Source organism: Variovorax sp. W2I14, assembly GCF_050435205.1.
In the GTDB taxonomy this organism is placed as follows: Bacteria; Pseudomonadota; Gammaproteobacteria; order Burkholderiales; family Burkholderiaceae_C; genus Variovorax; species Variovorax paradoxus_C.
The window spans coordinates 473924-499462 of record NZ_JBNDJX010000001.1; the positions used below are offsets into that span (position 1 = coordinate 473924).

Annotated in this window: 25 protein-coding genes; 13 read left to right on the top strand and 12 right to left on the bottom strand. The window is 67.9% G+C overall.

The genetic code is table 11. The annotated features are described in order from the left end of the window. Nucleotides 1-94 precede the first annotated feature (94 nt). The 11 genes from QF040_RS02245 to QF040_RS02295 all read left to right on the top strand — a co-directional run bounded on the left by QF040_RS02245 (nt 95) and on the right by QF040_RS02295 (nt 12385). Nucleotides 95-928, top strand: a complete 834-nt coding sequence (locus tag QF040_RS02245; protein ID WP_429609634.1) for a shikimate dehydrogenase family protein — start codon at nt 95-97, stop codon at nt 926-928. A 22-nt stretch (nt 929-950) separates the two neighbouring features. Then, complete coding sequence (gene pcaB, locus QF040_RS02250; protein WP_429609635.1) at nt 951-2162, top strand: 3-carboxy-cis,cis-muconate cycloisomerase; 1212 nt, start codon at nt 951-953, stop codon at nt 2160-2162. Continuing rightward, nucleotides 2159-2602 carry a carboxymuconolactone decarboxylase family protein gene (locus tag QF040_RS02255; RefSeq protein ID WP_429609636.1) on the top strand — a complete coding sequence of 148 codons (444 nt, stop codon included), beginning with the start codon at nt 2159-2161 and terminating at the stop codon, nt 2600-2602. The genes pcaB and QF040_RS02255 overlap by 4 nt, the downstream gene beginning before the upstream one ends. Nucleotides 2603-2649: 47 nt before the next feature. Continuing rightward, on the top strand, nt 2650-3807 hold the full coding sequence (locus tag QF040_RS02260) for an MFS transporter (protein ID WP_429614604.1): 1158 nt from the start codon (nt 2650-2652) through the stop codon (nt 3805-3807). A 39-nt stretch (nt 3808-3846) separates the two neighbouring features. Beyond that, on the top strand, nt 3847-4614 hold the full coding sequence (locus QF040_RS02265) for an alpha/beta fold hydrolase (protein ID WP_429609637.1): 768 nt from the start codon (nt 3847-3849) through the stop codon (nt 4612-4614). Between the two features lie 134 nt (nt 4615-4748). Continuing rightward, the gene (locus tag QF040_RS02270) at nt 4749-6632 is read left to right on the top strand and encodes a bifunctional sugar phosphate isomerase/epimerase/4-hydroxyphenylpyruvate dioxygenase family protein (protein WP_429609638.1); all 1884 of its coding nucleotides are present in this window, start codon (nt 4749-4751) and stop codon (nt 6630-6632) included. A gap of 54 nt (nt 6633-6686) precedes the next feature. After that, the gene (locus tag QF040_RS02275) at nt 6687-8099 is read left to right on the top strand and encodes an MFS transporter (RefSeq protein ID WP_429609640.1); all 1413 of its coding nucleotides are present in this window, start codon (nt 6687-6689) and stop codon (nt 8097-8099) included. A 53-nt stretch (nt 8100-8152) separates the two neighbouring features. Continuing rightward, nucleotides 8153-8836: a DsbA family oxidoreductase gene (locus QF040_RS02280; RefSeq protein WP_429609642.1), complete on the top strand. Its 684-nt coding sequence runs from the start codon at nt 8153-8155 to the stop codon at nt 8834-8836. 116 nt (nt 8837-8952) lie between these two features. Further along, nucleotides 8953-9423 (top strand): hypothetical protein, encoded by a 471-nt coding sequence (locus QF040_RS02285; RefSeq protein ID WP_306877304.1) that lies wholly within the window; start codon nt 8953-8955, stop codon nt 9421-9423. Then, complete coding sequence (locus QF040_RS02290; protein WP_429609643.1) at nt 9423-11018, top strand: DUF1800 domain-containing protein; 1596 nt, start codon at nt 9423-9425, stop codon at nt 11016-11018. The genes QF040_RS02285 and QF040_RS02290 overlap by 1 nt, the downstream gene beginning before the upstream one ends. A gap of 155 nt (nt 11019-11173) precedes the next feature. Beyond that, nucleotides 11174-12385 carry a DUF1501 domain-containing protein gene (locus QF040_RS02295; protein ID WP_429609644.1) on the top strand — a complete coding sequence of 404 codons (1212 nt, stop codon included), beginning with the start codon at nt 11174-11176 and terminating at the stop codon, nt 12383-12385. A gap of 15 nt (nt 12386-12400) precedes the next feature. On the opposite strand, the gene QF040_RS02300 is transcribed toward QF040_RS02295, so the two are convergent. From QF040_RS02300 to QF040_RS02310, 3 genes are all read right to left on the bottom strand, one after another. After that, on the bottom strand, nt 12401-13837 hold the full coding sequence (locus tag QF040_RS02300) for an aldehyde dehydrogenase family protein (RefSeq protein WP_429609645.1): 1437 nt from the start codon (nt 13835-13837) through the stop codon (nt 12401-12403). A gap of 40 nt (nt 13838-13877) precedes the next feature. Continuing rightward, complete coding sequence (locus tag QF040_RS02305) at nt 13878-14906, bottom strand: alpha/beta fold hydrolase (protein WP_429609647.1); 1029 nt, start codon at nt 14904-14906, stop codon at nt 13878-13880. 210 nt (nt 14907-15116) lie between these two features. Then, nucleotides 15117-15704: an ABC transporter substrate-binding protein gene (locus QF040_RS02310; protein WP_429609649.1), complete on the bottom strand. Its 588-nt coding sequence runs from the start codon at nt 15702-15704 to the stop codon at nt 15117-15119. Here QF040_RS02310 and QF040_RS02315 point away from each other — a divergent pair. Beyond that, nucleotides 15691-15870 carry a hypothetical protein gene (locus QF040_RS02315; protein ID WP_429609651.1) on the top strand — a complete coding sequence of 60 codons (180 nt, stop codon included), beginning with the start codon at nt 15691-15693 and terminating at the stop codon, nt 15868-15870. The genes QF040_RS02310 and QF040_RS02315 overlap by 14 nt on opposite strands. 177 nt (nt 15871-16047) lie before the next feature. On the opposite strand, the gene QF040_RS02320 is transcribed toward QF040_RS02315, so the two are convergent. From QF040_RS02320 to QF040_RS02350, 7 genes are all read right to left on the bottom strand, one after another. Further along, the gene (locus tag QF040_RS02320; RefSeq protein WP_429609653.1) at nt 16048-17538 is read right to left on the bottom strand and encodes an aldehyde dehydrogenase family protein; all 1491 of its coding nucleotides are present in this window, start codon (nt 17536-17538) and stop codon (nt 16048-16050) included. Nucleotides 17539-17614: 76 nt separating this feature from the next. Beyond that, a complete protein-coding gene (locus QF040_RS02325; RefSeq protein WP_429609654.1) occupies nt 17615-18628 on the bottom strand; it encodes a PDR/VanB family oxidoreductase in 1014 nt (337 codons plus the stop codon). Next, entirely contained in the window at nt 18597-19472 is an 876-nt protein-coding gene (locus tag QF040_RS02330) for an MOSC domain-containing protein (protein ID WP_429609655.1), read from the bottom strand. Before QF040_RS02330 ends, QF040_RS02325 begins: the two co-directional genes overlap by 32 nt. Nucleotides 19473-19508: 36 nt before the next feature. After that, nucleotides 19509-19895: a RidA family protein gene (locus QF040_RS02335; RefSeq protein WP_429609657.1), complete on the bottom strand. Its 387-nt coding sequence runs from the start codon at nt 19893-19895 to the stop codon at nt 19509-19511. Between the two features lie 100 nt (nt 19896-19995). Continuing rightward, nucleotides 19996-21810 carry a flavin-containing monooxygenase gene (locus tag QF040_RS02340; protein WP_429609658.1) on the bottom strand — a complete coding sequence of 605 codons (1815 nt, stop codon included), beginning with the start codon at nt 21808-21810 and terminating at the stop codon, nt 19996-19998. 22 nt (nt 21811-21832) lie between these two features. Then, the gene (locus QF040_RS02345) at nt 21833-22231 is read right to left on the bottom strand and encodes a hypothetical protein (protein WP_429609659.1); all 399 of its coding nucleotides are present in this window, start codon (nt 22229-22231) and stop codon (nt 21833-21835) included. Beyond that, on the bottom strand, nt 22171-23121 hold the full coding sequence (locus QF040_RS02350) for an aminotransferase class III-fold pyridoxal phosphate-dependent enzyme (RefSeq protein WP_429609660.1): 951 nt from the start codon (nt 23119-23121) through the stop codon (nt 22171-22173). Before QF040_RS02350 ends, QF040_RS02345 begins: the two co-directional genes overlap by 61 nt. A gap of 257 nt (nt 23122-23378) precedes the next feature. On the opposite strand from QF040_RS02350, the gene QF040_RS02355 reads away from it, so the two are divergent. Continuing rightward, on the top strand, nt 23379-24053 hold the full coding sequence (locus QF040_RS02355; protein ID WP_429609662.1) for a TetR/AcrR family transcriptional regulator: 675 nt from the start codon (nt 23379-23381) through the stop codon (nt 24051-24053). Here QF040_RS02355 and QF040_RS02360 read toward each other — a convergent pair. Further along, nucleotides 24050-24199 (bottom strand): hypothetical protein, encoded by a 150-nt coding sequence (locus QF040_RS02360; protein ID WP_429609663.1) that lies wholly within the window; start codon nt 24197-24199, stop codon nt 24050-24052. The genes QF040_RS02355 and QF040_RS02360 overlap by 4 nt on opposite strands. A gap of 68 nt (nt 24200-24267) precedes the next feature. Next, nucleotides 24268-25515 carry a lipase family protein gene (locus tag QF040_RS02365; protein ID WP_429609664.1) on the bottom strand — a complete coding sequence of 416 codons (1248 nt, stop codon included), beginning with the start codon at nt 25513-25515 and terminating at the stop codon, nt 24268-24270. Nucleotides 25516-25539: the final 24 nt, after the last annotated feature.

Consider the following 25539-nt stretch of genomic DNA (forward strand, 5'->3'; position numbering starts at 1 on the left):
TCGCGCGGCGCTTCGACAAGCTCAGCGTGAACGGTTTTATCTTTTCGAACGCAACTTGGTCTGAGCCTCACTTTTTCTTGAGAAAACGACTTTCATGATTTCCGGCAAGACAACGCTCATCGCCCACCTCGGCTATCCGACCGAGGCCTTCAAGGCGCCGATGATCTACAACCCCTGGTTCGACAAGCAGGGCATCGATGCGGTGGTGGTGCCGATGGGCGTGAAGCCCGAGGACTACGCGGCCACGCTGCCGCAGGTGTTCAGGTTCTCGAACCTCCGCGGCGCGCTGGTCACGATGCCGCACAAGGTCACGACGATGGGGCTGGTCGACGAGGTCACGCCCACCGCGCGCGTCGCGGGCGCATGCAACGCCATCCTCAAGCGCCCCGACGGCACGCTGCTCGGCGACCAGTTCGATGGCGCGGGCTTCGTGCGCGGCGTGGAGCGCAAGGGCCGGCTCTTCAGGGGCACGCGGGTGCTGGTGTCGGGCACGGGCGGCGTGGGCTCGGCCATCGCGGCATCGATCGCCGCCGCGGGCGCCGCGGAGCTGATGCTGTTCGACATGAGCGATGCATCGGCCGAGGCGCTGGCCGCACGGCTGCGCGAGCACTACCCGCAGATGAAGGTCGCCACGGGCTCGAAGGACCCGGCCGGCTACGACGTGGTCGTCAACGCCACGCCGCTCGGCATGAAGGACAGCGATCCGCTGCCCTTCGACGTGGACCGCATCGACCCCCAAACTTTCGTCGGCGAAGTCGTGATGAAGACCGAATACACGCCGCTGCTGCAGGCCGCCAAGGCCAAGGGCTGCGCGGTGCAGGTCGGCACCGACATGCTGTTCGAGATGATCCCGGCCTACCTCGAATTCTTCGGCTTCGGCACCGCATCCCCCGAGGAACTGCGCGCCGTGGCCCAACTGAAATATTGACGATGAACAACCAGGTCCCCGCATGAGCATTTTCGAAGGCTTCCTCTCCACATCCGAAACGCTCGGCGCCTTCAGCGACCGCGCGTTTGTCGACGCCATGCTGCGTTTCGAGGCCGCGCTCGCACGCGCGCAGGCGGCCGAAGGGTTGATTCCCGAGAGCGCCGCGCACTCCATCGTCGGGAGCTGCAAGGTCGAACTGTTCGATGTCGCCAAGATCGTGCGCGAAAGCGGCCGCGCGGGCAGCGTGGCGATTCCGTTGGTCAAGGCGCTGCGCGAAGCCGTGGGCCTCTTCAATGCCGAGGCCGCGCCCTTCGTGCACTTCGGCAGCACCAGTCAGGACGTGATCGACAGCGCGATGGCGCTGGTCACGCGCGAGGCGGTGGCGCTCGTCGAGACCGACCTTGCCAAGGCCGCCGATGCGCTGCTGCGCCTTGCCACGCAGCACGCCGAAACGCCGATGCTCGCGCGCACGCTGATGCAGCCGGCCTCGGTCACCAGCTTCGGCTTCAAGTGCGCGGGCTGGGCGGCACCGCTGGTGCGCAGCCGCTTGCGTCTGCGTAGTGCGGCGAAGCACGCGCTGCAACTGCAACTGGGCGGCGCCGTCGGTACGCTCGCGCAGATGAAGGGGCAGGGCGCCGCGGTGCGCAAACGCATGGCCAAGGAACTGGGCCTGGGCGACCCCGGCGCGACCTGGCACACGCAGCGCGACGAATGGGTGGCGCTCGGCTGCGAGCTCGGGCTCATGACAGGCAGCCTCGGCAAGATCGCCGTCGACATCGCGCTGCTCGGCCAGTACGAAGTCGCCGAAGTCGCCGAGCCCAGCGAGCCTGGCCGCGGCGGCTCGTCGGCGATGCCGCACAAACGCAACCCCGTGGCCTCGATGGTCGCCATCGCCGCCGCGCACCGCGCACCGCAGCGCGTGGCCGCCTTGCTCGGCGCGATGCCGCAGCAGCATGAACGCGCCCTCGGCGCCTGGCAGGCCGAGCTGGCCGAATGGCCGCAGCTCCTGATGTCGGCGCACGGCAGCGTGCGCGCGATGGCCGGCGCATTGCCCGGCCTGCAGGTGGACGCCGCGCGCATGCGCGCCAACATCGACCGGCTGCGCGCCGAGCTGCCGCGCGATGCGGCCGACGAATGGTTCGACCCCGCGCTCGCCGTCGGCGCGGGCCAGACCGCGCTGGCAGAAGTGAAAGCGCTGCAAGCCCAACTCAAGGACAAGGAACTCTCGCAATGACCGCCCCCGAAACCCCAAACAAAGACTACGAAGACGGCCTCGTGAATCGCCGCCGCGTCCTCGGCGATGCCTGGGTCGACAAGTCGCTCGCCAACCGCAACGGCTTCAACGCCGAGTTCCAGGAACTCATCACGCGCCATGCGTGGAACGACATCTGGGGGCGCCCCGCGCTGGGCGACAAGACGCGCCGCTACATGGTGCTGTCGATGATGCTGGGCATCCACGCGTACGAAGAATTCGCGATGCATGTGCGCGCCGCGCTCGACGGCCCGCCCGAGTCGCGCCTCACGCCCGACGACGTCAAGGAAGTGATCATGATGGCCGCCATCTACTGCGGCGTGCCGGTGGCCAACCATGCGTTCGGCATCGCCACCAACATCCTGCGCGAGAAGGGGCTGCTGCCCGCGGCCCCCGCATCGCCTGCGACGCCCGCGCAGTGAGCGCGCCGGTCGCCCTGAAGGGCCGCCTCGACGTCAGCTTCACCTTGATGCTGCCGCTGCTCCTGGCAGCGCAGCCCGTCGCCACCGACAGCTACCTGCCGGCGCTTCCCGCCATCGCGAAGGAGCTCGGCTCGGCCAGCACCAGCCTCACGCTGTTCGTGCTGGCCTTCGGCTTTGCGCAGTTGCTGTGCGGCCCGCTGGCCGACCGATTCGGACGCAGGCCCGTGCTGCTCGCAGGGCTTGCCTGCTATGCGATCGCCGCAATCGGCGGTGCGTTCGCCGGCAGCGTGGCGCTGCTCGCGGGCTGGCGCACCCTGCAGGGCTTTTCGATGGCCGCGATCCTCGTGTGCTCGCGCGCGGCGGTGCGCGATCTCTATCCCGCGCACGAGGGCCCGCATGTGATGGCGCGCGGCCTCACGGGGCTGGGCGTGGTCGGGCTGATCGCGCCGCTGCTCGGCGCATGGCTTGTGCAGGGCGCGGGCTGGCGCTGGGTGATGGTGGCGATGGCGGTGTATGCCTCGCTGCTGTTCGCGATGTGCTGGCGCTCGTTCGGCGAAACGCGCAAGCCGCTCACCGGCGAATCGTCCGCGCCGCGCGGCAGCACGCGCGCGGTGTTCGCAAGCCGCTCGTTCCGCGCCTGGGCCTCGGTGGCCGCGACGACCTACGGCGGGCTCTTCTGCTTCCTGCTGCTCTCGCCGATGGTCTACATCGGCTACCTTGGCTGGTCGCCCGCGTGGTACGGGTGGATCCCGGCCGGCGGTTCGCTGGTCTACATCTTCAGCACCACCATGTGCCGCACGCTGCTGCGGCGCTACGGACCGGTGCGCACCGTGCGGCTCGGCGCATCGCTGAGCATGACGGGCGCGATCATCCAGGCGCTGGGCTGCTGGCTCATGCCCCTGAGCGCCGTGCCGCTGCTCGTGGGCCACGCGGTGTACTGCCTGGGACACGGCATCCACCAGCCCTGCGGACAAGCGGGCGCGGTGGGCGACCTGCCGCATCTTGCGGGGCGGGCCGTGTCGTGGTCGGGCTTCGGCATGATGATGGTCGCGTTCTGCGTGGGTCAAATCGCTGCGCTGTTCGTCGATACCGGTTACTCCCATGGCGCGTGGCCCATGGTCGTGCCGATGCTGGTGGCTGGCGCCGTGCTGCTGGCCATCGCGTTCCTCTGGCTCCCGCGTCTTCAACCTCCAAAGCACCCATAAAAAGATCCGTAAAAAGATCCGTAAAAAGGAAACCGCACCATGACCATCCGCCTGAATGTCGTTCGCGAAGGCGAAGGCCCCTTCGTCGTGCTCAGCCATGCGCTGGGCTGCAGCCTGCGCATGTGGGACGACGTGGCCGCGCAGCTTGCGCGCGCGCACACCGTGATCCGCTACGACCACCGCAACCACGGCGGCTCCGAGGTGGTGCCGGGCGCCTTGCGCATCGAGACGCTGGCGCAGGACGCGGCCGAACTGATCCAGCGCGAGGCGGGCGGCGAGCCGGTGCACTTCGTCGGCCTCTCGATGGGCGGCATGACCGCGCAGGCGCTCGCGGTGCGGCACCCCGAACTGCTCAAGACCGTGGTGATCGCCAACTCGTCTGCCCACTATCCCGACCAGACGCCGTGGCGCACGCGGGCCGAGACGGTGGCGGCGAAGGGCGTGGGCGCAATCGCGTCGGGCGCCGTGGCGCGCTGGCTCACGCCCGCCTATGCGGCAACGCCCGAAGGTGCTGCCGCGGCCAAGTCGTTGCACGAGGTGCTGGTCGCGACCGACGCGCAGGGCTACATCGAGAGCTGCAATGCGGTCGCCGCCATCGATTTCCGCGAGAGCAATCACCGCATCGCCGTTCCCACGCTGGTGGTCGGCGGACTGCAGGACGAAGCCACGCCGATGGACATGTCGCGGGCCATGGCCGCGGCGATTCCCGATGCGCGCCTCGCGACCATCAATGCAGCGCACCTGAGCGCCGTGGAGCGGCCGACCGAATTCGCGCAACTGCTGATCGATTACTGGCGCAGCCTCTGAGCGCCAGCGAAGGCGGCTCGGACCTAGGTGAATCCCGTATTTCGTGCGATTAATGAACGAAGGCGTTCGTTAATCGCCCGAAGAAGGCTCGAATTGGTTGTGGCGCAGGGCCTGGGTTCCTAAAGTCCACTCCCATGCATCGCTCCATCGCCACGGTCTCGCTCAGCGGCACCCTTCGCCAGAAGCTCGAAGCCGTCGCGGCCGCCGGGTTCGACGGCATCGAGCTGTTCGAGGCCGACTTCATCAACTTCAAGGGCACGGCCACCGAGCTGCGCGGCATCGTGGCCGACCTCGGCCTGTCGATCGACCTCTACCAGCCCTTCCGCGATTTCGAAGGCATGCCCGAGCCGCAGTTCCGCCGCAGCCTGGAGCGCGCCGAGCGCAAGTTCGACCTGATGGAGGCGATGGGCGCGCCGATGGTGCTGTGCTGCTCGAACACCTCGCCGCTGGCCATGGACGACCCGGCTCTCGCCGCCGCGCAGTTGCACGAACTGGCCGAGCGCGCCGCGCGCCGCAACCTGCGTGTCGGCTTCGAGGCGCTGGCCTGGGGCCGGCACACCTCGCTCTACGGGCAGGCCTGGAACATCGTGAAGCGGGCCGATCACCCGCACCTCGGGCTGATCCTGGACAGCTTCCACACGCTGTCGCTGAAGGACGATCCGGCGGGCATCGCCGACATCCCGGGCGAGAAGATCTTCTTCCTGCAGATGGCCGATGCGCCGCTGCTCGCGATGGATGTGCTGCAGTGGGCGCGCCACCACCGCTCGTTTCCGGGGCAGGGCGATTTCGACGTGACCGGGTTCTTCACGCAGGTGCTGCGCGCGGGCTACACCGGGCCGCTGTCGCTGGAGATCTTCAACGACATCTTTCGCGAGACGCCGAACCGCCGCACCGCCGTCGATGCGATGCGCTCGCTGCTGTACCTGGAAAGCGAGGCGCGCCAGCGGCTCGCCGCGGTGCAGCCGCCGCCGCAGCAGCACCTGGAACTCTTCAATCCGCCGCCGGTGGCCGCGCTCTCGGGCCTGTCGTTCATCGAGTTCGCGGCGGACGAAGCCTCGGCGCTCACGCTCGACACGCTGGTGCGGCAGCTCGGCTTTCGCCGCATCGGCAAGCACCGCTCCAAGGCCGTGACGCTGTACCGGCAGGGCGAGATCAACTTCATCGTGAACGCGCAGCCCGACTCCTTCGCGCGCGGCCGCTTCGAGGCGCACGGCACCTCGGTGTGCGCGCTGGGCGTGCGCTGCGCCGAACCGCTTGCAGCGGTGGAGCGCGCGACCGCGATGCGCTCCAAGCGCCACGACAGCCCGGTCGGCCCGAACGAGCTGCGCGTGCCGGCGGTGGTGGCGCCGGGCGGCAACCTCATTCATTTCGTGGCGGAGTCGCTGGGTGCGAACGGCCTGTACGAAGCCGACTTCATCCTCGAAGAGGATGCGCCCGAAGCCAACGATGCGGGCCTCCAGCAGATCGACCACGTCGCCCTCGGCCTTGCGGTAGACCAGCTCGACACCTGGGTGCTCTTCACGCGCGCCGTGCTCGGCCTGGAGCCCGGCGAAAGCCTCGAACTGGCCGACCCCTTCGGCCTGATCCGCAGCCGCGGCGTCGCCAATGCGGAGCGCAGCGTGCGCCTCGTGCTCAACGTGTCGCTGAGCCAGCGCACCCGCACCGCGCGCACGCTCAGCGTGACCGGCGGCGGCGCGGTGCACCACATCGCGCTGCGCTGCGACGACATCTTCGAGACGGCCGCGAAGCTGCGCGCCAACGGCACGCGCTTCGTGCCGATTTCGGACAACTACTACGACGACCTCGCCACGCGCATCGACCTCGCGCCCGAGCTGCTGGAACGCATGCGCGCCGCGGGCGTGCTGTTCGACCGCTCGCCGGCCGGCGACTACCTGCACATCTACACCGAGAGCTTTGAAGGCGGCCTGTTCTTCGAGGTCGCGCAGCGCATGGGCGCCTACGACGCCTACGGTGCGCTCAACGCACCCGCGCGCATGGCCTCGCAGGCGCAGGACTGATTTCTTTCCCCGTTCGACACTGACTCACCACTGGACATCACTGGAGACAACCCCATGGCCACTACAACAGCCAAAGAGCCCCAAGGCAGGCACCAGTCGAAGAAAGCCGCCGCAAGCGGCTGGATCGGCTCGGCGCTGGAGTACTACGACTTCTTCATCTACGCCACCGCGGCGGCGCTGATCTTTCCGCAGATCTTCTTTCCGAAGGGCGACCCGACGACCGCGATCGTCGCGTCGCTCGCGACCTATGGCGTGGGCTATGTCGCGCGTCCCATCGGCGCCTTCGTGCTCGGCCACTGGGGCGACACGCACGGTCGCAAGCAAGTGCTGGTGCTGTGCATGTTCCTGATGGGCTTCTCGACCGTGGCCGTGGGCCTCTTGCCCACATATGACCAGGTCGGCCTGCTGGCACCGGTGCTGCTCGTGATTCTGCGGCTCATCCAGGGCTTCGCGGTGGCCGGAGAGATTTCGGGCGCGAGCTCCATGATCCTGGAGCACGCACCCTTCGGGCGCCGCGGCTTCTTCGCGAGCTTCACGCTGCAGGGCGTGCAGGCCGGCCAGATTCTGGCGGCCGCGGTGTTCCTGCCGCTCGCGCACTACATGCCCGAAGACGCCTTCAACTCGTGGGGCTGGCGCATTCCGTTCCTCTTGAGCTTCCTCGTGATCGTGGCCGGCTACATCATCCGCCGCGAGGTCGACGAGACGCCCGCTTTTGCCGAGGTCGACAAGAAGGGCGAAGTGGCGAAGTCGCCCATCGTGCAGGCCTTCACCGACAGCTGGGCCGACATGCTGCGCGTGGTCTGCATGGCGCTGATGAACGTGATTCCGGTGGTGGCGACCGTGTTCGGCGCGGCCTATGCGGTGCAGGCGGCCTACGGCATCGGCTTCCAGAAAGACGTGTACCTGTGGATTCCGGTGCTCGGCAACATCCTCGCGGTGCTGGTGATTCCGTTCGTGGGCAACCTCTCGGACCGCATCGGCCGCAAGCCGCCGATCATCGTGGGCGCGCTGGCCTCGGGGCTGCTGTCGTTCGTGTACCTGTACGCCATCAGCATCAAGAACGTGCCGCTCGCGATCTGCATGTCGCTCCTGATGTGGGGCATCGTGTACCAGGGCTACAACGCGACCTTTCCGAGCTTCTATCCGGAGCTGTTCCGCACCCGCAACCGCGTGTCGGCCATGGCCATCTCGCAGAACATCGGCACCACCTTCACCGCGCTCCTGCCCGCGCTGTTCGCCGCCGTGGCGCCTCCGGGCTCGACCAATGTGTGGTTCACCGTGGGCGCGATCACCTTCGCGGTGACCATCCTCGCGGCCCTCGCTGCGATGAGCGCGCGGGAGACCTACCGCATCCACATGCGCGACCTGGGTGATCCGAATGCGGTGCCGGTGGACAAGGACGAATACGAGCGCCTCCGCGAGAAGACGCTGTCGGACGCGCGGCTGGGCAAGGTCGTGTCGGCCTGAAGCCCGAAAACCTTGCCCGCACCAAGGGTTGTGGCGCCATGAAGAATGGCGCCATGACCACCTCTTCATCCCACCTCAAGATCGATTTCGTCTCCGATGTGTCTTGCCCCTGGTGCGCCGTTGGCCTGAGTTCGCTCGAGGCGGCGCTCAAGCGGGTGGCACCGGAGGTCACCGCGGAACTGCACTTCCAGCCCTTCGAGCTGAATCCGCAGATGCCGCCCGAAGGGCAGGACACCTTCGAGCACCTGAACCAGAAGTACGGCTCCTCGCGCGAACAGCAAGCAGAGGCGCGCGAAATGATCCGCCAGCGCGGCGCGGCCGTCGGCTTCGAGTTCAGCCCCGAGGGCCGGCCCCGGGTCTACAACACCTTCGACGCACACCGGCTCCTGCACTGGGCCGAGCTCGAGAGCCCGGCCAAGCAGGCGGCGCTCAAGAAGCTGCTGCTCAAGGCCTACTTCACCGACAGCCAGAACCCCTCGGACCCCGAGGTGCTCGTGCGCGCGGCGACCGAGGCGGGCCTCGATGCGGCACGGGCCCGCGAGATCCTGGCGAGCGACGAGTACGCCGCCGAGACCCGCGAACGCGAGCGCATGTACACCGACGCCGGCATCCACTCGGTGCCCGCGATCATCATCAACGACCAGCACCTGATCTCCGGCGGCCAGCCGGTCGAGGTCTTCGAGCGGGCGCTCAAGCAGATCGCCGGCGCTGCCCCGCCGACCCTGTCCGTGGCCTGACCGCGCGGCGCGCGGGCGCCTTCTTTGCGCAGCGTTACGAAAGTAAAGAGCGTCAACTCGGGGCGGGGTGCGGCAGTTGAGAGGAGCATCCTCGTCACTGCCCCCAAGGAGTCCCCATGAAGAAGAAAAACCTGTTCGCCGCGCTCGCCCTGATGGCCGCGGTGTCCCTGCCGGCCCTGGCCGACGAATACGGCAAGCACCCGTTCTACCTGCACGCACTGTCCGACCTGCGCACGGCCGCCTGGCAGGTGGACCATCGCCGTCCCGAAGACGGGCAGGTCTCGCAGGACGAGCTGGTGGTGCACGACGAGATCCGCGCGGCCATCGGCGATCTGCAGCGCGCCGCGTGGCTCGACGGCAAGCCCATCGAATGGCGCGAGCCGACCGATGTCTGGCTGCCGCGCGAAGGCCGGCTGCATGCGGCCATCGACCTGCTGCGCAAGGTGCGCTCGGATGTGGCGCGCGAAGAAGACGATCCGCGCTCGCGGTCGTTCCAGCAGCGCGGCCTGGCGCACGTCGACGTGGCGCTCAACGCGGCGCAGCACGCCGTGGGCGACGTTCGCCGCCACGACATGCGCAGGGAGTGATGCCGGTGGCATTCGCCGACTCGTGGCCGTTCCGCAGGGCGTCGATGGCGCTCGGCGCGTGTGCCCTGGCACTGCTGGCGGCCTGCGCAACCGCGCCGGGCAGCGGGCGGGCACTCGTCTCGGTCTCGCTGCCGTCCGCGCCGGCCGATGAAGCCACGCGCCTGCGCTGGCTCGACCGGGTGAGCTGGGGCGCCAACACCGGCAGCGAAGCGCAGCTCGCGCAACGCGGCCTCGTGCTGTGGATGCGCGATCAACTGAACCCACGCCCGGCGCCGCTGCCGCCCGCGGCACAGGCGCAGATCGATGCGATGACGATCACGCGCACGCCGCTCGACCAGCTCGTCATCGGCCTCGACGCCCAGCGCAAGGCCGCCGATGCATTGCCCGACGAAGAACAGAAGAAGGCCGCGCGCCAGGCCTACCAGCAGGAGTTGACCCGGCTCGCGCGTGAGGCGCAGCAACGCTTCGTGCTGCGCGCGCTGTACTCGCCCAACCAGCTGCAGGAGCAGATGACCTGGTTCTGGATGAACCACTTCAACGTCAACCTGCGCAAGGACAACATCCGCGCGCTGGTCGGCGACTACGAAGAGAACGCGATCCGCCCGCATGCGCTCGGCAAGTTCCGCGACCTGCTCGGCGCCACGCTGCACCACCCCGCGATGCTGCGCTACCTGGACAACGCGCAGAACGCCGCCAACCGCATCAACGAGAACTACGCGCGCGAGCTGATGGAGCTGCACACGCTGGGCGTGGGCGGCGGCTACTCGCAGGCCGATGTGCAGGAGCTCGCGCGCGTGCTCACCGGCGTGGGCGTGAGCCAGCAGCCGCTCGATGCGGCGCCGCCGAACATCCGGCCGGCGGTGCGCGCGGACTATGTGCGCAAGGGGCTCTTCGAGTTCAACCCGAACCGGCACGACTACGGTGCCAAGACGCTGCTGGGCCAGCCGATACAGGCGCGCGGTCTCGCAGAAGCCGACGAGGCGCTGGACCGGTTGGCGCGTGCGCCCGCCACCGCGCGCTTCATTTCGCGCAAGCTCGCTGTGTACTTCGTCGCCGACGAGCCGCCGCCTGCATTGATCGACCGCATGGCTGCCGCCTTCACGCGCAGCGATGGCGACATCGCAATCACATTGAAGGCGCTGTTCGAATCGCCCGAGTTCGCCGCTTCGCTCGGCCGCAAGTTCCGCGACCCGGTGCACTACGTGATGGCCGGCGTGCGGCTCGCGTACGACGACCGCGTGGTGCTCAACGTGAACCCGATGCTCAACTGGATCAACCGCATGGGCGAGCCGCTGTATGGGCACGAGACGCCCGACGGCTATCCGCTCAACGAGGCCGCGTGGGCGAGCGCGGGGCAGATGAACACGCGCTTCGAAATCGCGCGGGCCATCGGAGCGAACGGTGCCGTGCTGTTCCGCGCCGACGACAAGGCGTCGCTGGAGAAGCCCGCGTTTCCGCAACTGGCCGAATCGAGTGCGGTCCGCGCCATGCAGCTCGGCCTGAGCACCGACACGCGCGAAGCGCTCGCGCAGGCGAAGACCCCGCAGGAATGGAACACCTTCCTGCTCGCATCGCCCGAGCTGATGCGCCGATGAGGTTTTGTTTTTTCTCCCTCCCCCTCTGGGGGAGGGCAGGGGTGGGGGCAAGCGGCGTTCGATGAAGCGCCGTGGCGGATCGAATGCCGTCGAGCCCCCATCCCAACCTTCCCCCAGAGGGGGAAGGAGCAAGGCAGAAGAAAGGAACACATGTGATGCAACGCCGAGAACTCCTGAAGCTGATGGCCGCCGCACCGCTCGCAGGCGCCGCCGGCCAATTGATCGCCGCGCCCGCCGCCGAGGGCGCCAAGCTGCTCGTCGTGTTCCTGCGCGGCGCCTACGACTGCACCAGCCTGCTCGTGCCGACCGCCAGCGATTTCTATTACGCCTCGCGCCCGAACATCGCCATCGCACGACCGGGCCAGCCCAACGGCGCGCTGCCGCTCGATGGCGACTGGGGCCTGCACCCGGCGCTCGCGCAGAGCGTGATGCCGCTCTTCCAGCAGAAGCAGGCATCGTTCATCGCCTTCGCCGGCACCGACGACCTCACGCGCAGCCACTTCGAGACGCAGGACTCCATCGAGCTCGGCCAGGCGCTCGACAAGCGACGCGATTACCGCTCGGGTTTTCTCAATCGCCTGGCCGGCGTGCTCGGCGGCGGCCCGGTGACCGACGTGTCGCCCATCGCCTTCACCGACCAGTTGCCCATTGCGCTGCGCGGCGACGCCAAGGCCGCCAACATGGCGCTCGCGGGCAACGCGCGCCCGGGCATCGATGCACGGCAGAGCCAGATCATCGCGGCCATGTACCGAAACACGTCGCTCGCGCAGCCGGTGGCCGAAGGCTTTCAGGTGCGCGACGAAGTCATGCGCGCGGTGCAGGCCGAGATGGACGCGGCCAGCCGCAATGCGATGAGCGCCAAGGACTTCGAGCTCGTCGCGCGCCGCATGGCCGTGCTGATGCGCGAGCGTTTCGATCTGGGCTTTGTCGACGTCGGCGGCTGGGACACGCACGTGGGGCAGGGCGCCGCCACCGGCTACCTCGCCAACCGATTCGAAGAACTGGGCCGCGGCGTCGCCGGCTTCGCACAGGAGATGGGCGAGGACGCCTGGCGCCAGACCGTGGTGGTCGTCATCAGCGAATTCGGCCGCACCTTCCGCGAGAACGGCAACCGCGGCACCGACCATGGGCATGGCACCGTCTACTGGGTGCTCGGCGGCGGCCTCTCGGCCGAGGCGGGCGGGCGCATCGTCGGCGAGCAGCAGGCGCTGACGCAGGCCACGCTGTTCCAGAACCGCGACTACCCGGTGCTCAACGAATACCGGGCGGTGTTCGGTGGGTTGTTCAAGCGGATGTACGGGCTCTCGCCCGCGCAGCTCGGGCGGGTGTTCGAGGGCGTGTCGCCGCGCGAACTGCGGCTGGTCTGACCGCAGGGCGGCAACTCATGTGGGCGCCGGGCCGTTCTCCGCGGCAATCGTCTTAGGCTCCAGGAACGCTTCCATGCCGAAGACGCCGAACTCCCTGCCGATGCCCGACTGCCTGACGCCGCCGAAGGGCGCGGTCAGCTCGGGCGCGATGCGGTTCACCAGCACCGAGCCCGCGCGCAGTTGCGCGGCCACGCGCAGCGCGCGCTGCGGCTGCGACGAGAACACGTAGGCCTGCAGGCCATACGGCGAGTCGTTCGCGATGGCGATGGCTTCAGCTTCGTCGCCATAGCCGATCACCGAGAGCACCGGCCCGAAGATTTCCTCGCGCGCGATCTCCATGTCGTTGCGCACGCCAGCGAACACCGTGGGACGCACGAACCAGCCTTTGTCCAGGCCTTCGGGCCGTCCCTCGCCGCCGGCCACGAGGGTCGCGCCTTCCGCCAGCCCGCGGCGGATGAAATGCTGCACGCGCTCGAACTGCGCCTTGCTCGCGAGCGGCCCGACCGCGGTGGCAGGGTCGCGCGGATCGCCCACGCGCATCGAGGCGGCGATCGCCCGAATGCGCTCGATGGCGTCGGGCATCCATGCATTCGGAATCAGCAGGCGCGTGCCGGCCACGCAGGCCTGGCCGTTGTTCATGAAGGCGGCGTTCAGCGCCATCGGCAGCACGGTCGGCATGTCGGCGTCGTCCAGCACCACGGTGGCCGACTTGCCCGAGAGCGCGAGGCTCACGCGCTTCATCGTGTCCAGGCCGGCGCGCGCGATGAGCTTTCCGGTCTGCGTGGAGCCGGTGAAAGAAATCTTCGCGATGCCCGCGCTGGTGGCGATCTCGTCGCCCACATCCGCGCCGCGCCCGAGCAGCACGTTCACCGCGCCGGCCGGCAGCGCCGCGTCATGCAGTGCCTGTGTCACCACCTGCGCCTGCAGCGGCCCCAGTTCGCTGGGCTTGATGACCGATGCGCAGCCTGCGGCAATCGCCGAAGCCAGCTTGCTGCAGATGCTGCCCGCGGCGCTGTTCCACGGCGCGATGAGGCCGGACACGCCCACCGGCTCCATCACCACCGTGGCTTCGCCCAGCCGGCGTTCGAAGGCGTAGTCCTGCAGCACCTGCGCGGTGCTCGCGAAGCACTGCGAGGCGTAGTTGCTGACCCATTGCGAGCGCGACAGCGGGCCGCCGTATTCCTCGATGGTGGCGTCGCGGATTTCGTCGGTGCGCGCCAGCACCGCGGCTTCGAGACGCCTGAGCATCTCGATGCGCTCGGCTCTGGTGCTGCTTGCCATGCCCGGCTGCGCGCGGTTCGCGGCGGCGATCGCCCGCTTGGCATCGTCGCGGTTGGCCAGCGTCACCGTGCCGATCGATTGCTCGGTGGCGGGGTTGGCGATGTCCAGCCGTTCGGTGCCCTGCACGGGCACGAAGGCGCCGTCGATGTAGGCCTGATCGAGGTTCCACATGTTCGTTCTTCCTGCGGTGGGGTTGCCGATAGCCGATGACTCAGAAGCGGGCGACGTCGATCACGGCCTTCGCGAACACCTCGGGCGCTTCCTGCGGCAGGTTGTGGCCGATGCCGCCGCTCGCCAGCCGGTGCTCGTAGCGCCCCGAGAACTTCTTTGCGTACGCGCTGGGTTCCGGGTGCGGCGCCCCGTTGGCGTCGCCTTCCAGCGTGATGGTCGGCACGCCGATCACCGGCGCCTTGGCGAGCCGGTCTTCCAGCGCCTGGTACTTCGCCTCGCCGTCGGCGAGGCCGAGGCGCCAGCGGTAGTTGTGGACCGTGATGGCCACGTGGTCGGGGTTCTCGAAGGCGACGGCACTGCGATCGAAGGTGGCCGCATCGAAGTTCCATTTCGGCGATGCGATCTGCCAGATGAGCTTGGCGAAATCGTGGCGGTTCTTCTCGTAGCCGGCGCGGCCGCGCTCGGTCGCGAAGTAGTACTGGTACCACCACTGCAGCTCGGCCGCGGGCGGCAGCGGCGCCTTGCCGGCCTCCTGGCTGCCGATGAGATAGCCGCTGACCGACACCAGCGCCTTCACGCGCTCGGGCCACAGCGCGGCCATGATGCACGCCGTGCGCGCGCCCCAGTCGCACCCCGCGACCGTGGCCGTCTGGATCTTCAGCGCATCCATCAGCGCGATGATGTCCACCGCCACCACCGACTGCTGGCCGTTGCGCGGCGTGTCGGCCGACAGGAAGCGGGTGGCGCCATAGCCGCGCAGGAACGGCACGATCACGCGGAAGCCCGCGGCGGCCAGTTGCGGCGCGACGTCCACGAACATGTGGATGTCGTAGGGCCAGCCGTGCAGAAGAATCACCGGCGCGCCATTGGCCGGGCCGGCTTCGTAATAGCCGACGCTCAGGCCGTTGGCCTCGATGCGCTTGAGCGGCTCGAGGCGCCGCGCGCCGCCCGCGGCGGTGCCGGCGGACTGGGCGAAGGCGGGGACCATCGAAGTCATCTGGGCGGCGGCCACGCCGAGCGCGGCCTTGGCGAGGAACGAGCGGCGAAGCAGCGGGGAGGAAGCGGTCATCGGGGAACTCCTGGACGTGTGTGTTGAGGCACTCCGGAGGCGCAGTCGTCAGCCAGTTGCCGCGCGCTCTCCGAAGGGATGGCGCGATTCTTCGATGCGAAGGCGGCTCGGCGATCGGCTTTCGTATGCCTCTGTATCTGGGCTGCGTGGGCCAACAATAAATTTCAATCGCGGCCGCTTGACGGAGCGATGCCTACCCCTCGGGGCTGCTCAGCGGATGTACTTGCCCCCGCTGCGTGCCAGCGTCAGGTCGGTGAAGTGCGAGCCGCTGCGGTCGTTCTGGTCGATCGTCAGGTCGAAGCCGCCCAGGTTGAGATGGCCGAGGTTCTGCATGGCCGCGAGCATCGATGCGCGCGAAGGCGTGCCGTTGATCCGGCGCAGCCCTTCGACCAGCACCTGGGCGCTGATGTAGCCCTCCAGGCTCCAGTAGCCGATGCGGGTGTTGTCGGCGGCCTTCATCGCCTGCTGGTACTTGGCGACGATCGGGAACGCACCCACGGTCCACGGGTAGGGCATGACCTGCGTCACCGCGATGCTCACGCCCTGGGCAGCCAGTTCGCCGAACACGTCGCCGGCCGAGGAGATGGTGTAGAAGGTCGGCGCGCCGCCTTGCTTGCGGATTTCGCCGACCAGGTCCGCGCACATCTTTCCGGGGCAGAACATCACGATGGCCTGCACCTCCTTCGGCTTGAGTTCTTCGGCCGCGTTCTTCAGGTCGACCTTGCCGGGCGGCTGGTTGACGGCGGTAAAGAACTTCTGCCCACCCTTGCCGAGCAGCCCGCCCATGTGGTCGAACATCACCTTGGATTCGGGAATCTCCGAGCCGGGCACCGCCGACGAACGCCGTGCCCGCCGCAGCCGCGGGGCCGGTGAGAGGCGCCGACTGGCCGATCAGGATCTTCTCCTGCGCCGAGGCGACCAGCGTGACGGTCAGGGCGGCAAGGGCGAGCAGGTATTTCATTGAAGAGGGGTGGTGAGTACGTGGCGGGGAAGAAACGAACCGCCACAATTGTTCGCAGGCCCGCGTACTTTCGAACAGCGTGAAAAACGAGATGGATCCACCCGGTTTTCGGCGTAATCGCATCCATCCGCTGCCATATCTTTCCAGCGCGCATCCCACCCGATCCGCGCTCTGACCAACTCAAGGTCCGAAGATCGTCCCCCACAGGCCGCGGGCCTTCAGCCTTGCAGCGGACAGTGCCAGGCCGGCCATGCGATTCGCCTTTCTTCCGTAGGGCGGTGCCAGCACCTCGAACACGCCGCCGCGTCCGCGCACGAAGACGCCGCGTGGATTCGAGAATTCGCGAAAGCCATCGAAGCCATGATGACGGCCCGTGCCGCTGTGCCCGACACCGCCGAACCCCAGCGAATGCACCATGCCCTGGACCGCACACGCATTCACGCAAAAACCGCCCGACGTGGTTTCGCGCTGCACGCGATCGATCACGGCGGGTTGGTCGGAGAAAAGATAGAGCGCCAGCGGCCGCTCGCCGCGCTTGATCGTCGACAGCGCTTCGTCGAGATCGTCGTAGGGCTTGACCACCAGCATCGGGCCGAAGATCTCCTCCTGCATGATCGCCAGGTCGTCCGGCGGGTCCACCACCAGCGACACCGGCATGCGCCGGGTCTGCGGATCGAGCGTGCCGGCCGCGTCCAGCTGGATGACTTGCGTGCCTTGCCGCCGAGCCTCGTCAAGCAGGCGCTGGTTGCGCTGCAGGTGGCGCTGGCTGATGATGCCCGTGCAGTCCTCGCCGCCCGAGTAGCCGGCCAGTTCGCCCTCGAAGTGGGCACGCGCGAAGGCCACGAACTTCTCGAGGTCGGCGCGCGGCACCAGGCAGTAGTCCGGCGCGATGCACATCTGCCCGTTCTTCACCAGCTTGATCGCCAGCATGTGGCCGACATTGCCGGCCGTGACGCTATCGCGGTCGAAGATGACAGGGCTCTTTCCGCCAAGCTCCAGCGTGACGGGCACCAGGTTTTCCGCCGCCGCCAGAGCCACCAGCCGTCCGACCTGCGTGCTGCCGGTGTAGAGCAGATGGTCCCAGCGCTGGCGGGTGAACGCCTGCGCGAGCGGCACGCCGCCGTTCACCACGGCCACCTGCTCCTGGTCGAATGCCTTGGCCAGCATGCGCGCGAGCAGGGCCCCACTGTGCGGCGTGTACTCGGAGGGCTTGAGGATGACGCGGTTGCCCGCGGCGAGCATGTCGCCCAGCGGGGAGAGTGCGAGGTGGAACGGGAAATTCCACGGCACGATGTTGCCGATCACGCCCTTGGGCTGGTGCGCCACGAACGCCTTGCCGGTGCCGAACTGCAGCAGGTCCGTGTGTCGCCGCTCCGGCCGCATCCACTTTTCGACGCGGCTGGCGGCGGCCAGCATGCCCTCGGCCACGCCCGCAACCTCGATCAGGTCGCCGGCCACGCGCGGATGGGCGCCGAAGTCCAGCGCCAGGGCTTCGTTGATCGCATCGCGGTGGTCCAGCACCGTTTGCGCGAGCCGGCGCAGGTCGTCGCGCCGCCGTTGGGCGGACGGATAGGAATTGCGCTGGAACGCCTCCTTTTGCAGCGCGAACAGCGCCTGCAGTTCGGCGATCGCCAGCGAATCGCTGTCGGGAAGATCGGTGAGATTGGCCATGTCTGTCTCCAAATCGGTTGGGGCGTGCGGTGCGATGCGGGGCGATGCGATCGAAGCCGAAGGAAAGCGGCAGTACCTACAGATCCAGCACGAGCGTCTCGGACTTCGACCCCGAGCAGCAGACCATCACGCGGTCGTTGAGCGCCCGCTCGCTCGTGCTCAGCACCTGGTCGCGATGGTCCGGCGTGCCTTCGAGCACCATCGTTTCGCAGGCGCCGCACACGCCTTCCTTGCACGACCACGGCACCTTGATGCCGGCCGCCAGCAGCGCGCCGAGCATCGTCTTTCCGGGCTCGACGGCCACCGTCATCCCCGAGCGCGCGAGCTGCAGCGTGAAACCGCCGACGACGGCCGGCGCCTCCTTCGCGCTGAAGTACTCGACATGCACCTGCTCGCGCGGCACCCCGCTGGTGGCCTCCTCGAAAGACGTGAGCATGGCGACCGGACCGCAGCAGTACAGATGCGCCATGGCCGGCGCATTCGCTACCACCGCCTTCAGGTCCAGCAGCGCGCCGCCGGGTTCCTGATCGAAGTTGAAGTGCAGCCTGTCGGGGCGGGCGCCGGCCAGCTTTTCGAGCGTGGACCGAAAGGCGGCCGTGCGCCGGCTTCGTGCGCAATAGAAAAGCTCCCACGAACGCCCGAGTGCTTCGAGCCGGTCGATCATCGACAGCAGCGGCGTGATGCCGATGCCGCCGGCGACGAGGATCGTGTGCTCGGCCGCTTCATCGAGCGCGAAGTTGTTCCTCGGCGCATCGAGGAGCACCTTGCTGCCCACGCGCAGCCGTTCGTGCATCTGCCGCGAGCCGCCGCGGCTGCGCAGGTCCTTGTTGACGGCGACCACGTACCGATGCCGCTCATGCGACGGGTTGCACAGCGAGTAGCTGCGCACGAGCCCGTCGCCCAGGTGGATGTCGACGTGCGCGCCCGCCGAAAAGGCCGGCAGCTCGCGCTCGTCCGGCGTGGTGAATTCGAAGGACTGGATACCTTCGGCCTCGAAGCGGATGGCCTGGAGTCGGACTTCGATCGTGTTCACTGCGGTGTTCCCGGTTGCCGTGAATTCAATGAAGAACCGACACGGCCTGCCCGACATGCAGCACGCCGTCCGCCTTGACCTGCCCGTAGACGCTGAAGCACTGGTTCAGCTCGCGCACCATCGTTCGCATGATCGACGTGTCGCGCGGGAGTTCGTCCACCTCGCGCGTGACCATGACGCAGCGCGGGCAGCGCATCACGATCTCGATGTCGATCGCCCCGAACTGCAGGCGCTTGCCCAGCCATTGCTCTTCCAGCAGGCCGGTGGTCCCGGCGTCGTCGCCCAGAAGGATGTTGGGCCTGAAGCGCCGCACGTCGATCTTCGATTCGGGCAGCAGCGTGCGCAGGTGGCGCATCGATGCCTCGGTGAGGATGTTGATCGGCAACGCATCGAAGTAAGTGCCGGGCGGCACCACGTAGGTCGTGAGCTCGCGCACCAGGTCCGGCGGAAACTGCGACAGGTCCAGCGGCTCGTCGTCCTTGAGCGCGAACATCTTGCGCACCTCCGACATGATGTCGCCGGTTTCCAGCTTGTTGATGCGGTAGTGGTCCTCGTCGGATGCCGGCCGCAGCGGCCACAGCGTGACGTGGCGGCCGACCAGTTCGGACAGCGCCGCGTGGATGCGGTCGTCGTCGGTGTTCATCTCGGTGCCGTCGGGCAAGGTGATGCGCGCGTGCGGCACCAGCCCGTTGTCTGCCACCTGGTCCGAGAGGTAGCGGGCCGAGCACTGCATCAGCTCGCCCAGGAACTTGGCGCCGCGGATGGTGCGCGCCTCGTCGTCGCGCACGGCCCAGCCGCGGTCGAAGCGCACGCCGCCCTTGCTCACGTCGGCGCTGGCGAGCCGTTCGCCCTGCATCGACTTGACCGGATATCTCCAGAGTTCCTTGATCGTGAGTTGCATGGTTCGCTGCTCCTGTGGGTGAGTGAATGAAGGCGCTCAGCCGAGCGAGATCGCCTTGACCTCGACCAGCGCGCCCGGCAGCGCAAGGCCGGCCACTTCGACGGAGGTCCACGCCGGGTAGGGCGCGGTGAAGAAGCGTGCGAGGGCATCGACGAAGAGCGGCATGTGATCGCTCAGCGGACCGACGTGGAACGAGTTGATCTCCACCACATCGGCATAGCTGCGGCCCGCGGCCTCCAGCACCTGGCCGAGGTTGTGCAGCGCGAGGTCGATCTGCGCCGCGAGGCCGTCGGCCAATGTCAGGTCGCTGCCGATGCCGAGCTGGCCCGACAGGAACAGCAGGCCGCCGGCACGGACGGCCGGCGCGAAGTGGTAGTGCGTATGGAAGTGCTCCATACCGACGGGGATGACGGCATCTCTCATGATTCGGATTCCTGGGTAGATAGAGGTGGATGGAAATGGATTGACGGTGGGTGTGCCGACTCGGCGTTTCTTTTTTGTCTCCGCGAATCTCATCGGCGCTTCAGCGCGTGTGATGCACCGGCTGCAGCGCATGCACCGGCGTGGGCAGGTCTTCCATGCGTGCCTTGATCTGCAGTGCCAGCGTGCGCGAATAGAAGCGCGACTGGGCGAGGTTGCCGCCGTGGATCCACAGGCCCGGCTGCTGCGTCGGCTTCCACATGTTGCGCAGCTCGCCTTCCCACGGGCCCGGGTCGTGGGTGGTGGCGGACCCGAGGCCCCAGCACTTGCCCACGCGGTCGGCGACTTCGGGCGAGACCAGGTCGGCCAGCCAGCTGTTCATCGAGCCGTAGCCGGTGGCGTAGACGATCACGTCGGCCGGCAGTTCGGTGCCATCGGTCAGCACGACCGAGCGCGGTTGGATGCGCTCGATGCTCGTGCGGCTGCGCAGCTTGACGCGTCCGTCGGCGATCAGCTCCGAAGCGCCGACGTCGATGTAGTAGCCCGAGGCGCGGCGCATGTACTTCATGCCCAGGCCCGAGCCGTCTTCGCCGAAGTCGAGCATGAAGCCCGCGGCTTCGAGGCGCTGGTAGAAATCCTTGTCGCGCTCGGCCATCGCCTCGGTGAGCGGAATGTTCAGGTAGGGAGCGACACGGTTCGGCACCGAGGCTGCGATCAGGTCGGCCTGCTCGGTCGTGATGCCGGCATCGACCGCCGTCTCGGAATAGAGCCCGCCGAAGAACAGCTCCATCAGGGTGTCGGAACGCGCGATCAGCGTGGAGGAACGCTGCACCATGGTCACGTCCGCGCCGTGCTCCCACAGGTCGGCGCAGATGTCGTGTGCGGAGTTGTTGGCACCGAGCACGACCACCTTCTTGCCGCGGTACGCATCGCCGCCCGCGTGCCGGCTGGAGTGGTGCTGCTCGCCCTCGAAGTCTGCTGCGCCGGCAATCTCCGGCACCACCGGATAGCCCGCGACGCCGAGCGCGAACACCAGTTGCTTCGGGCGCAGGACGATGGTGCGGCCTTCGCGTTCGACCTCGACTTCCCAGGTCTGCGTGGCCTCGTCGTAGCGCGCCTTGCGGCACAGCGTGGAACCCCAGTAGTCGAGTTCCATGATGCGCGTGTAGGCCTCCAGCCAGTCGCCCAGCTTGTCCTTGGGCGTGAACACCGGCCAGTCGTCGGGGAAGGGCATGTAGGGCAGGTGGTCGTACCAGACCGGGTCGTGCAGGCACAGCGACTTGTAGCGGCTGCGCCAGGTATCGCCTGCGCGCGCATGGCGCTCGATGACCAGCGTCGGCACGCCCAGGCGCTTGAGCCGCGCGCCGAGCGCGATGCCGCCTTGGCCGCCGCCGATGACCACGCAGTAGGGTTGCTCGCCATCGCCCGGCTCGGCCTGCTCGCGCTGGCGCTTTTCTAGCCAGGTGACGCGCGCGGGATCGGCGCCATGTTCGGTGCCCTTGATGCGGCGATGGCGCGATTTCTCCTCGAAGCCCTTGAGCTCGTCGAGCACCGTGAGCAGCGTCCAGCATCGGCCCTCGCGCAGCCGCAGCAGGCCCTGGCCGCGGCCGGTGGCGGTCTCGAAGCGGAAGCTCGCGGTGAGCAGGCCGTCCTTCGCTTCGGGCACGCCCTCGATCGTCCAGGCGGTGGGCCGCGTGTGCGCCAGCGTGGCGGCGAGCATCTCGCGGATGGCGCCCTGGCTCTCGCAGGTCAGGATGTTCCAGCTGAACGCGACGAGGTCGCGCCAGAAGCATTGCTGCGCGTCGAAGAGCGCGCAGGCGCCCTCGATGTCCTGGCGCGCGAGGGCGTCGCCGAAGCGGGCGAGCCAGTCGTGGGCTTCGGTGGTGGTCGTTGCGGTGGCGGGCGTGGTTGTTGTCATGGTCTTGTCTCCTTGAAAGGCATCAGGCGTGCGCGAGCATTTCGAAGAAATGCGCCAGTTGCTCGGGCGGCGCCAGCGTGTCGCGCTTGCGGCGCACGAACTCGAAGGCGCGGTCGCTGGCTTCGAGCGCGCGATCGATGTCGGCGGGCGTGTGGGCCGCCGACAGGAACATGTTGTGGAAGGGATGGAAGTACGCGCCGTGCTTCAGGCATTCGGCGGTCCAGGCGTAGCCGATGCGGAAGTCCGGGTCGTCGTGGAACAGGATCTGCGGCATCTGCGCCGGGCCGGTCTGGCGCAATGCGAAGCCGTGCGTTCGCGCCTGCGCATCGAGGCCCTTGCGCAGCAGTTGGCCGGCCGAAGTCAGGCGCTTGAGGTAGTCGGTCTCGTTGATCTGCTGCAGCGTGGCGATGCCGGCAGCCATTGCCACGGCCGAGAACCAGAACGAGCCCGTGACGAAGATCGAGCCGGCCGCTGCGCGAAACCGCTCGGCACCGAGCAGCGCCGAGATCGGATGCCCGTTGGCAAAGCATTGCCCCAGCAGCTCAGGTCGGGTTCGATGCCGATCAGCGACCAACTGCAGTCGCGCGCCAGCCGGAAGCCCGCGCGGATGTCGTCGACCACCAGCAGCGCGCCCGTTTCGTCGCACAGCCGGCGCGCGTTCTGCGCATAGGCGAGGTCGGGCGCTTCCTGGTCGAGAAAGACGTCGTGCCGGAACGGCGTCGCGAACACCGCGGCGACATCGCCCGCGTGGCGCTGCATCGCATCGGCCAGGCTCTGCGCGTCGTTGTAGTCGTAGTAGACGACGTGGGCGCGGTCCTCCGGCAGCGTGCCGGCGCTGAGCACCGCGGGCACGCACCACGGGTCCGCGCCGTGGTACGCGTTGTGCGCCGCCAGGATCACGCGGCGCTTCGTGTGGGCGCGGGCGACGACCATCGCCATCGTGGTCGCGTCGGTGCCGTTCTTGCAGAACATGGCCCAGTCGGCATGCGACACCGTGGCGACGAAACGCTCGGCCAGTTCCACCATCACTTCACCGGGACCGTTGAGCGCATCGCCCAGCACGCGCTGCGCATTCGCGGCGGCTTCGACGGCCGGATCGATGTAGCCCAGCAGGTTGGGGCCGTAGGCGCACATGAAGTCCACGTACTCGTGGCCGTCGACATCCCAGATGCGGCAGCCCCGGCCGCGCTCGAAGAACTGCGGGAAGGCATCGGGCATCAGCGAAGTCGACATGTGTCCGTACATGCCGCCGGGAATCACCTGCTGCGCGCGCTCCCGCAGGGCACTGTCTCGTGGGTTGCTCCAAGCCATCGTCGGTTCTCCTTCGCGTGGAAATTCCGGGTCGCTGAATGCCAAGGCTGGTTTTCGCCAAGGACTCTTAAAAACGATATTTATCGAGTTATTAATGAAATATAGCGATCAACCAGCGTGTCTGCAACATGAAAATCGATTGGTATCGACTTTTAAAGAAATGATGGCAAAGTGCACCTCATGCGGTCACCCGGTGCTGGAATCTGGTGCACCCATGTGAAGATGCGCACCTTTGTTCGTCACATGCGATGGTTGGAATGAATCAAACGGAACCCGCGAGCCCCGCACCGCCGCCGCGCAAACGCCCGCAGCAGGAGCGCGGCGTGGTGCGCTACAACAAGCTGCTCGATGCCGCCCATGCGCTGTTGATGCGGCAGGAGCTGCACGAGATCGGCCTCTACCAGATCGCGAAAGAGGCCGAGGTGCCGCCCGCTTCGGCCTACCACTTCTTTCCGTCGCCCGATGCGGTGCTGCTGGCACTGGCGGAGCGCTACCACGAGCTGTTCTATGCGCTCATCGATCACATCGATGTCCCGCGCGCACCGACCTGGCAGGCGTGGCTGCAGCAGCGCATCGCCGCTGCGGTGCGCCTGTACAACGACACGCCGCCGATCCGCAAGCTGCTGCTCGGCAGCCACACCACGCGCGAGGTGGTCCAGTCCGAGGCCGGCTTCAACGACGTACTGGCGCGGCGCATCCTCGAGCATTACGAGCGGCTCTTTCACATGCCGTATGTGCGCGATGCCGAGCGCAAGTTTCTGGTGGCGCTCACGCTGATCGACGCGGTGCTGAGCCTGTCGTTCGCCAAGCACGGCACGATCACGCCGCAGTTCGAGGAAGACGCGCTGGTCGCCGCGGTGTCGTACTGCCGCACCTTCCTGCCCGAGGTGATCGAGCCGCGCGAGGTGCCGCAGCCAACTCCGGCACCTTAGGGCGAGGTGCAACTGAAGTTCGCGGCGAGCCTGGCCGCTGCCGCGTCGTTGGCCGGGCCCGTGTAGCGCGGGTACTGCGGATAGCGGCAGAGGGGCCGGGCGAGGCTGACGCTGCCGTCGGTTGCGAGCTTGGTCGAAGCCAGCACCTCTGGCGCGCTCGCGGCGAGTGAATGGATCGATACCCTGAAAAATCAATGGCGGCTGTCGCGCGCTGTCAGGGGCAATCGGACGACACCTTGTCGCCAGCAAAGCGATGCGCCATCCAGTCGAGCACGAGGGGCATGCTGAGCACACCGCCCGTGGCGTGTTCGGTGATGCCGACCGTGCGGAAGTCGACCTTCGCGCCGAGGGCGCACCAGTCGGCAAACAGCTGCTTGACGTCCTGGTGCGGCACGACCTCGTCCAGCAGGCCGCCATACACCAGCGCGGGGACGGCGGGGGCCATCGTGCCGGTCCGGTTCTCGACAAGGCGCGCCTTCCAGGCCGGGCGCTCCAGAAGACCGGGCGGATCGACCAGGATCGCGTCGCTCAAGCCCGCATAGACGAGGGCCTCGACGGTGCACTTCTTGTCGCGCAGATCGGCCACGACGTGTTTTCCGTAGGAGGTAAGGATCGACTGGAGATCGAGTTCCGGATATGCGGCATTCATGCCGATGGCCATGTACGCGACAAGACCGCCGAAGAGGCCTCCATTGAACTGCGTGTACAGCTTGCCATCGAGGCGCGCGGGCGCCGCGCCCGCCGACACGCCCTTGAGCTTGAGCGTGGGCGCATAGCCGGGCTGCAGTTGCGCGGCCCAGGCCGCGGCATGCCCGCCCTGCGAATAACCCACGATGCCGACGGGCGCATCGGCCGAGAGCTTTGCCGCGGTCAGTTGCTGGGCCGCCAATGCCGCATCGAGCACAGCCTGTCCTTCGGATTTCCCGACCAGCCAGGGATGATCGCCCGGTGTGCCCAGGCCCTGGTAGTCGGTCATGGCGATGGCCCAGCCTCGCGCCAGCGTCAGTGGTGTGGCACCCGCGATCGCCTCGTACTCGGTGCCGATCGCGTACTGGTGCGAAGGGGCGCAGTTGTCGGCGACGCCCTGGGTGCCGGGCGCCCAGGCAATGACCGGACGATGGCCCGCGAACCACGGGGTCCACGGCACCAGCACCGTGCCGGTGACGGCAATGGCCTTGCCGTTCACGTCGCTGGACGTGTACATGATCTGCCAACCCGAGACGAGCAGCAGCCCGAGCGGGATGAACGGACGCGAGCGGATCAAGGTGCCGTGCGGCCCGTCGGGGAGCGTTTCGGGCGGTGTGTAGAAGGCATCCTCGCGCGGGTCCTGCAGCGGACCGGCCATTGCCGATGTCGCGCCTCCAAGCAGAGCGGCGAGCACCGCGAAAACCAGGCCCAATCGTCCGATGCCATGCCGGATGGCAATGGCGAAACCTGCAATGCGTGTCGGCAGACGGCTCATCGATATTCCTTCGTTGCGGTGAGG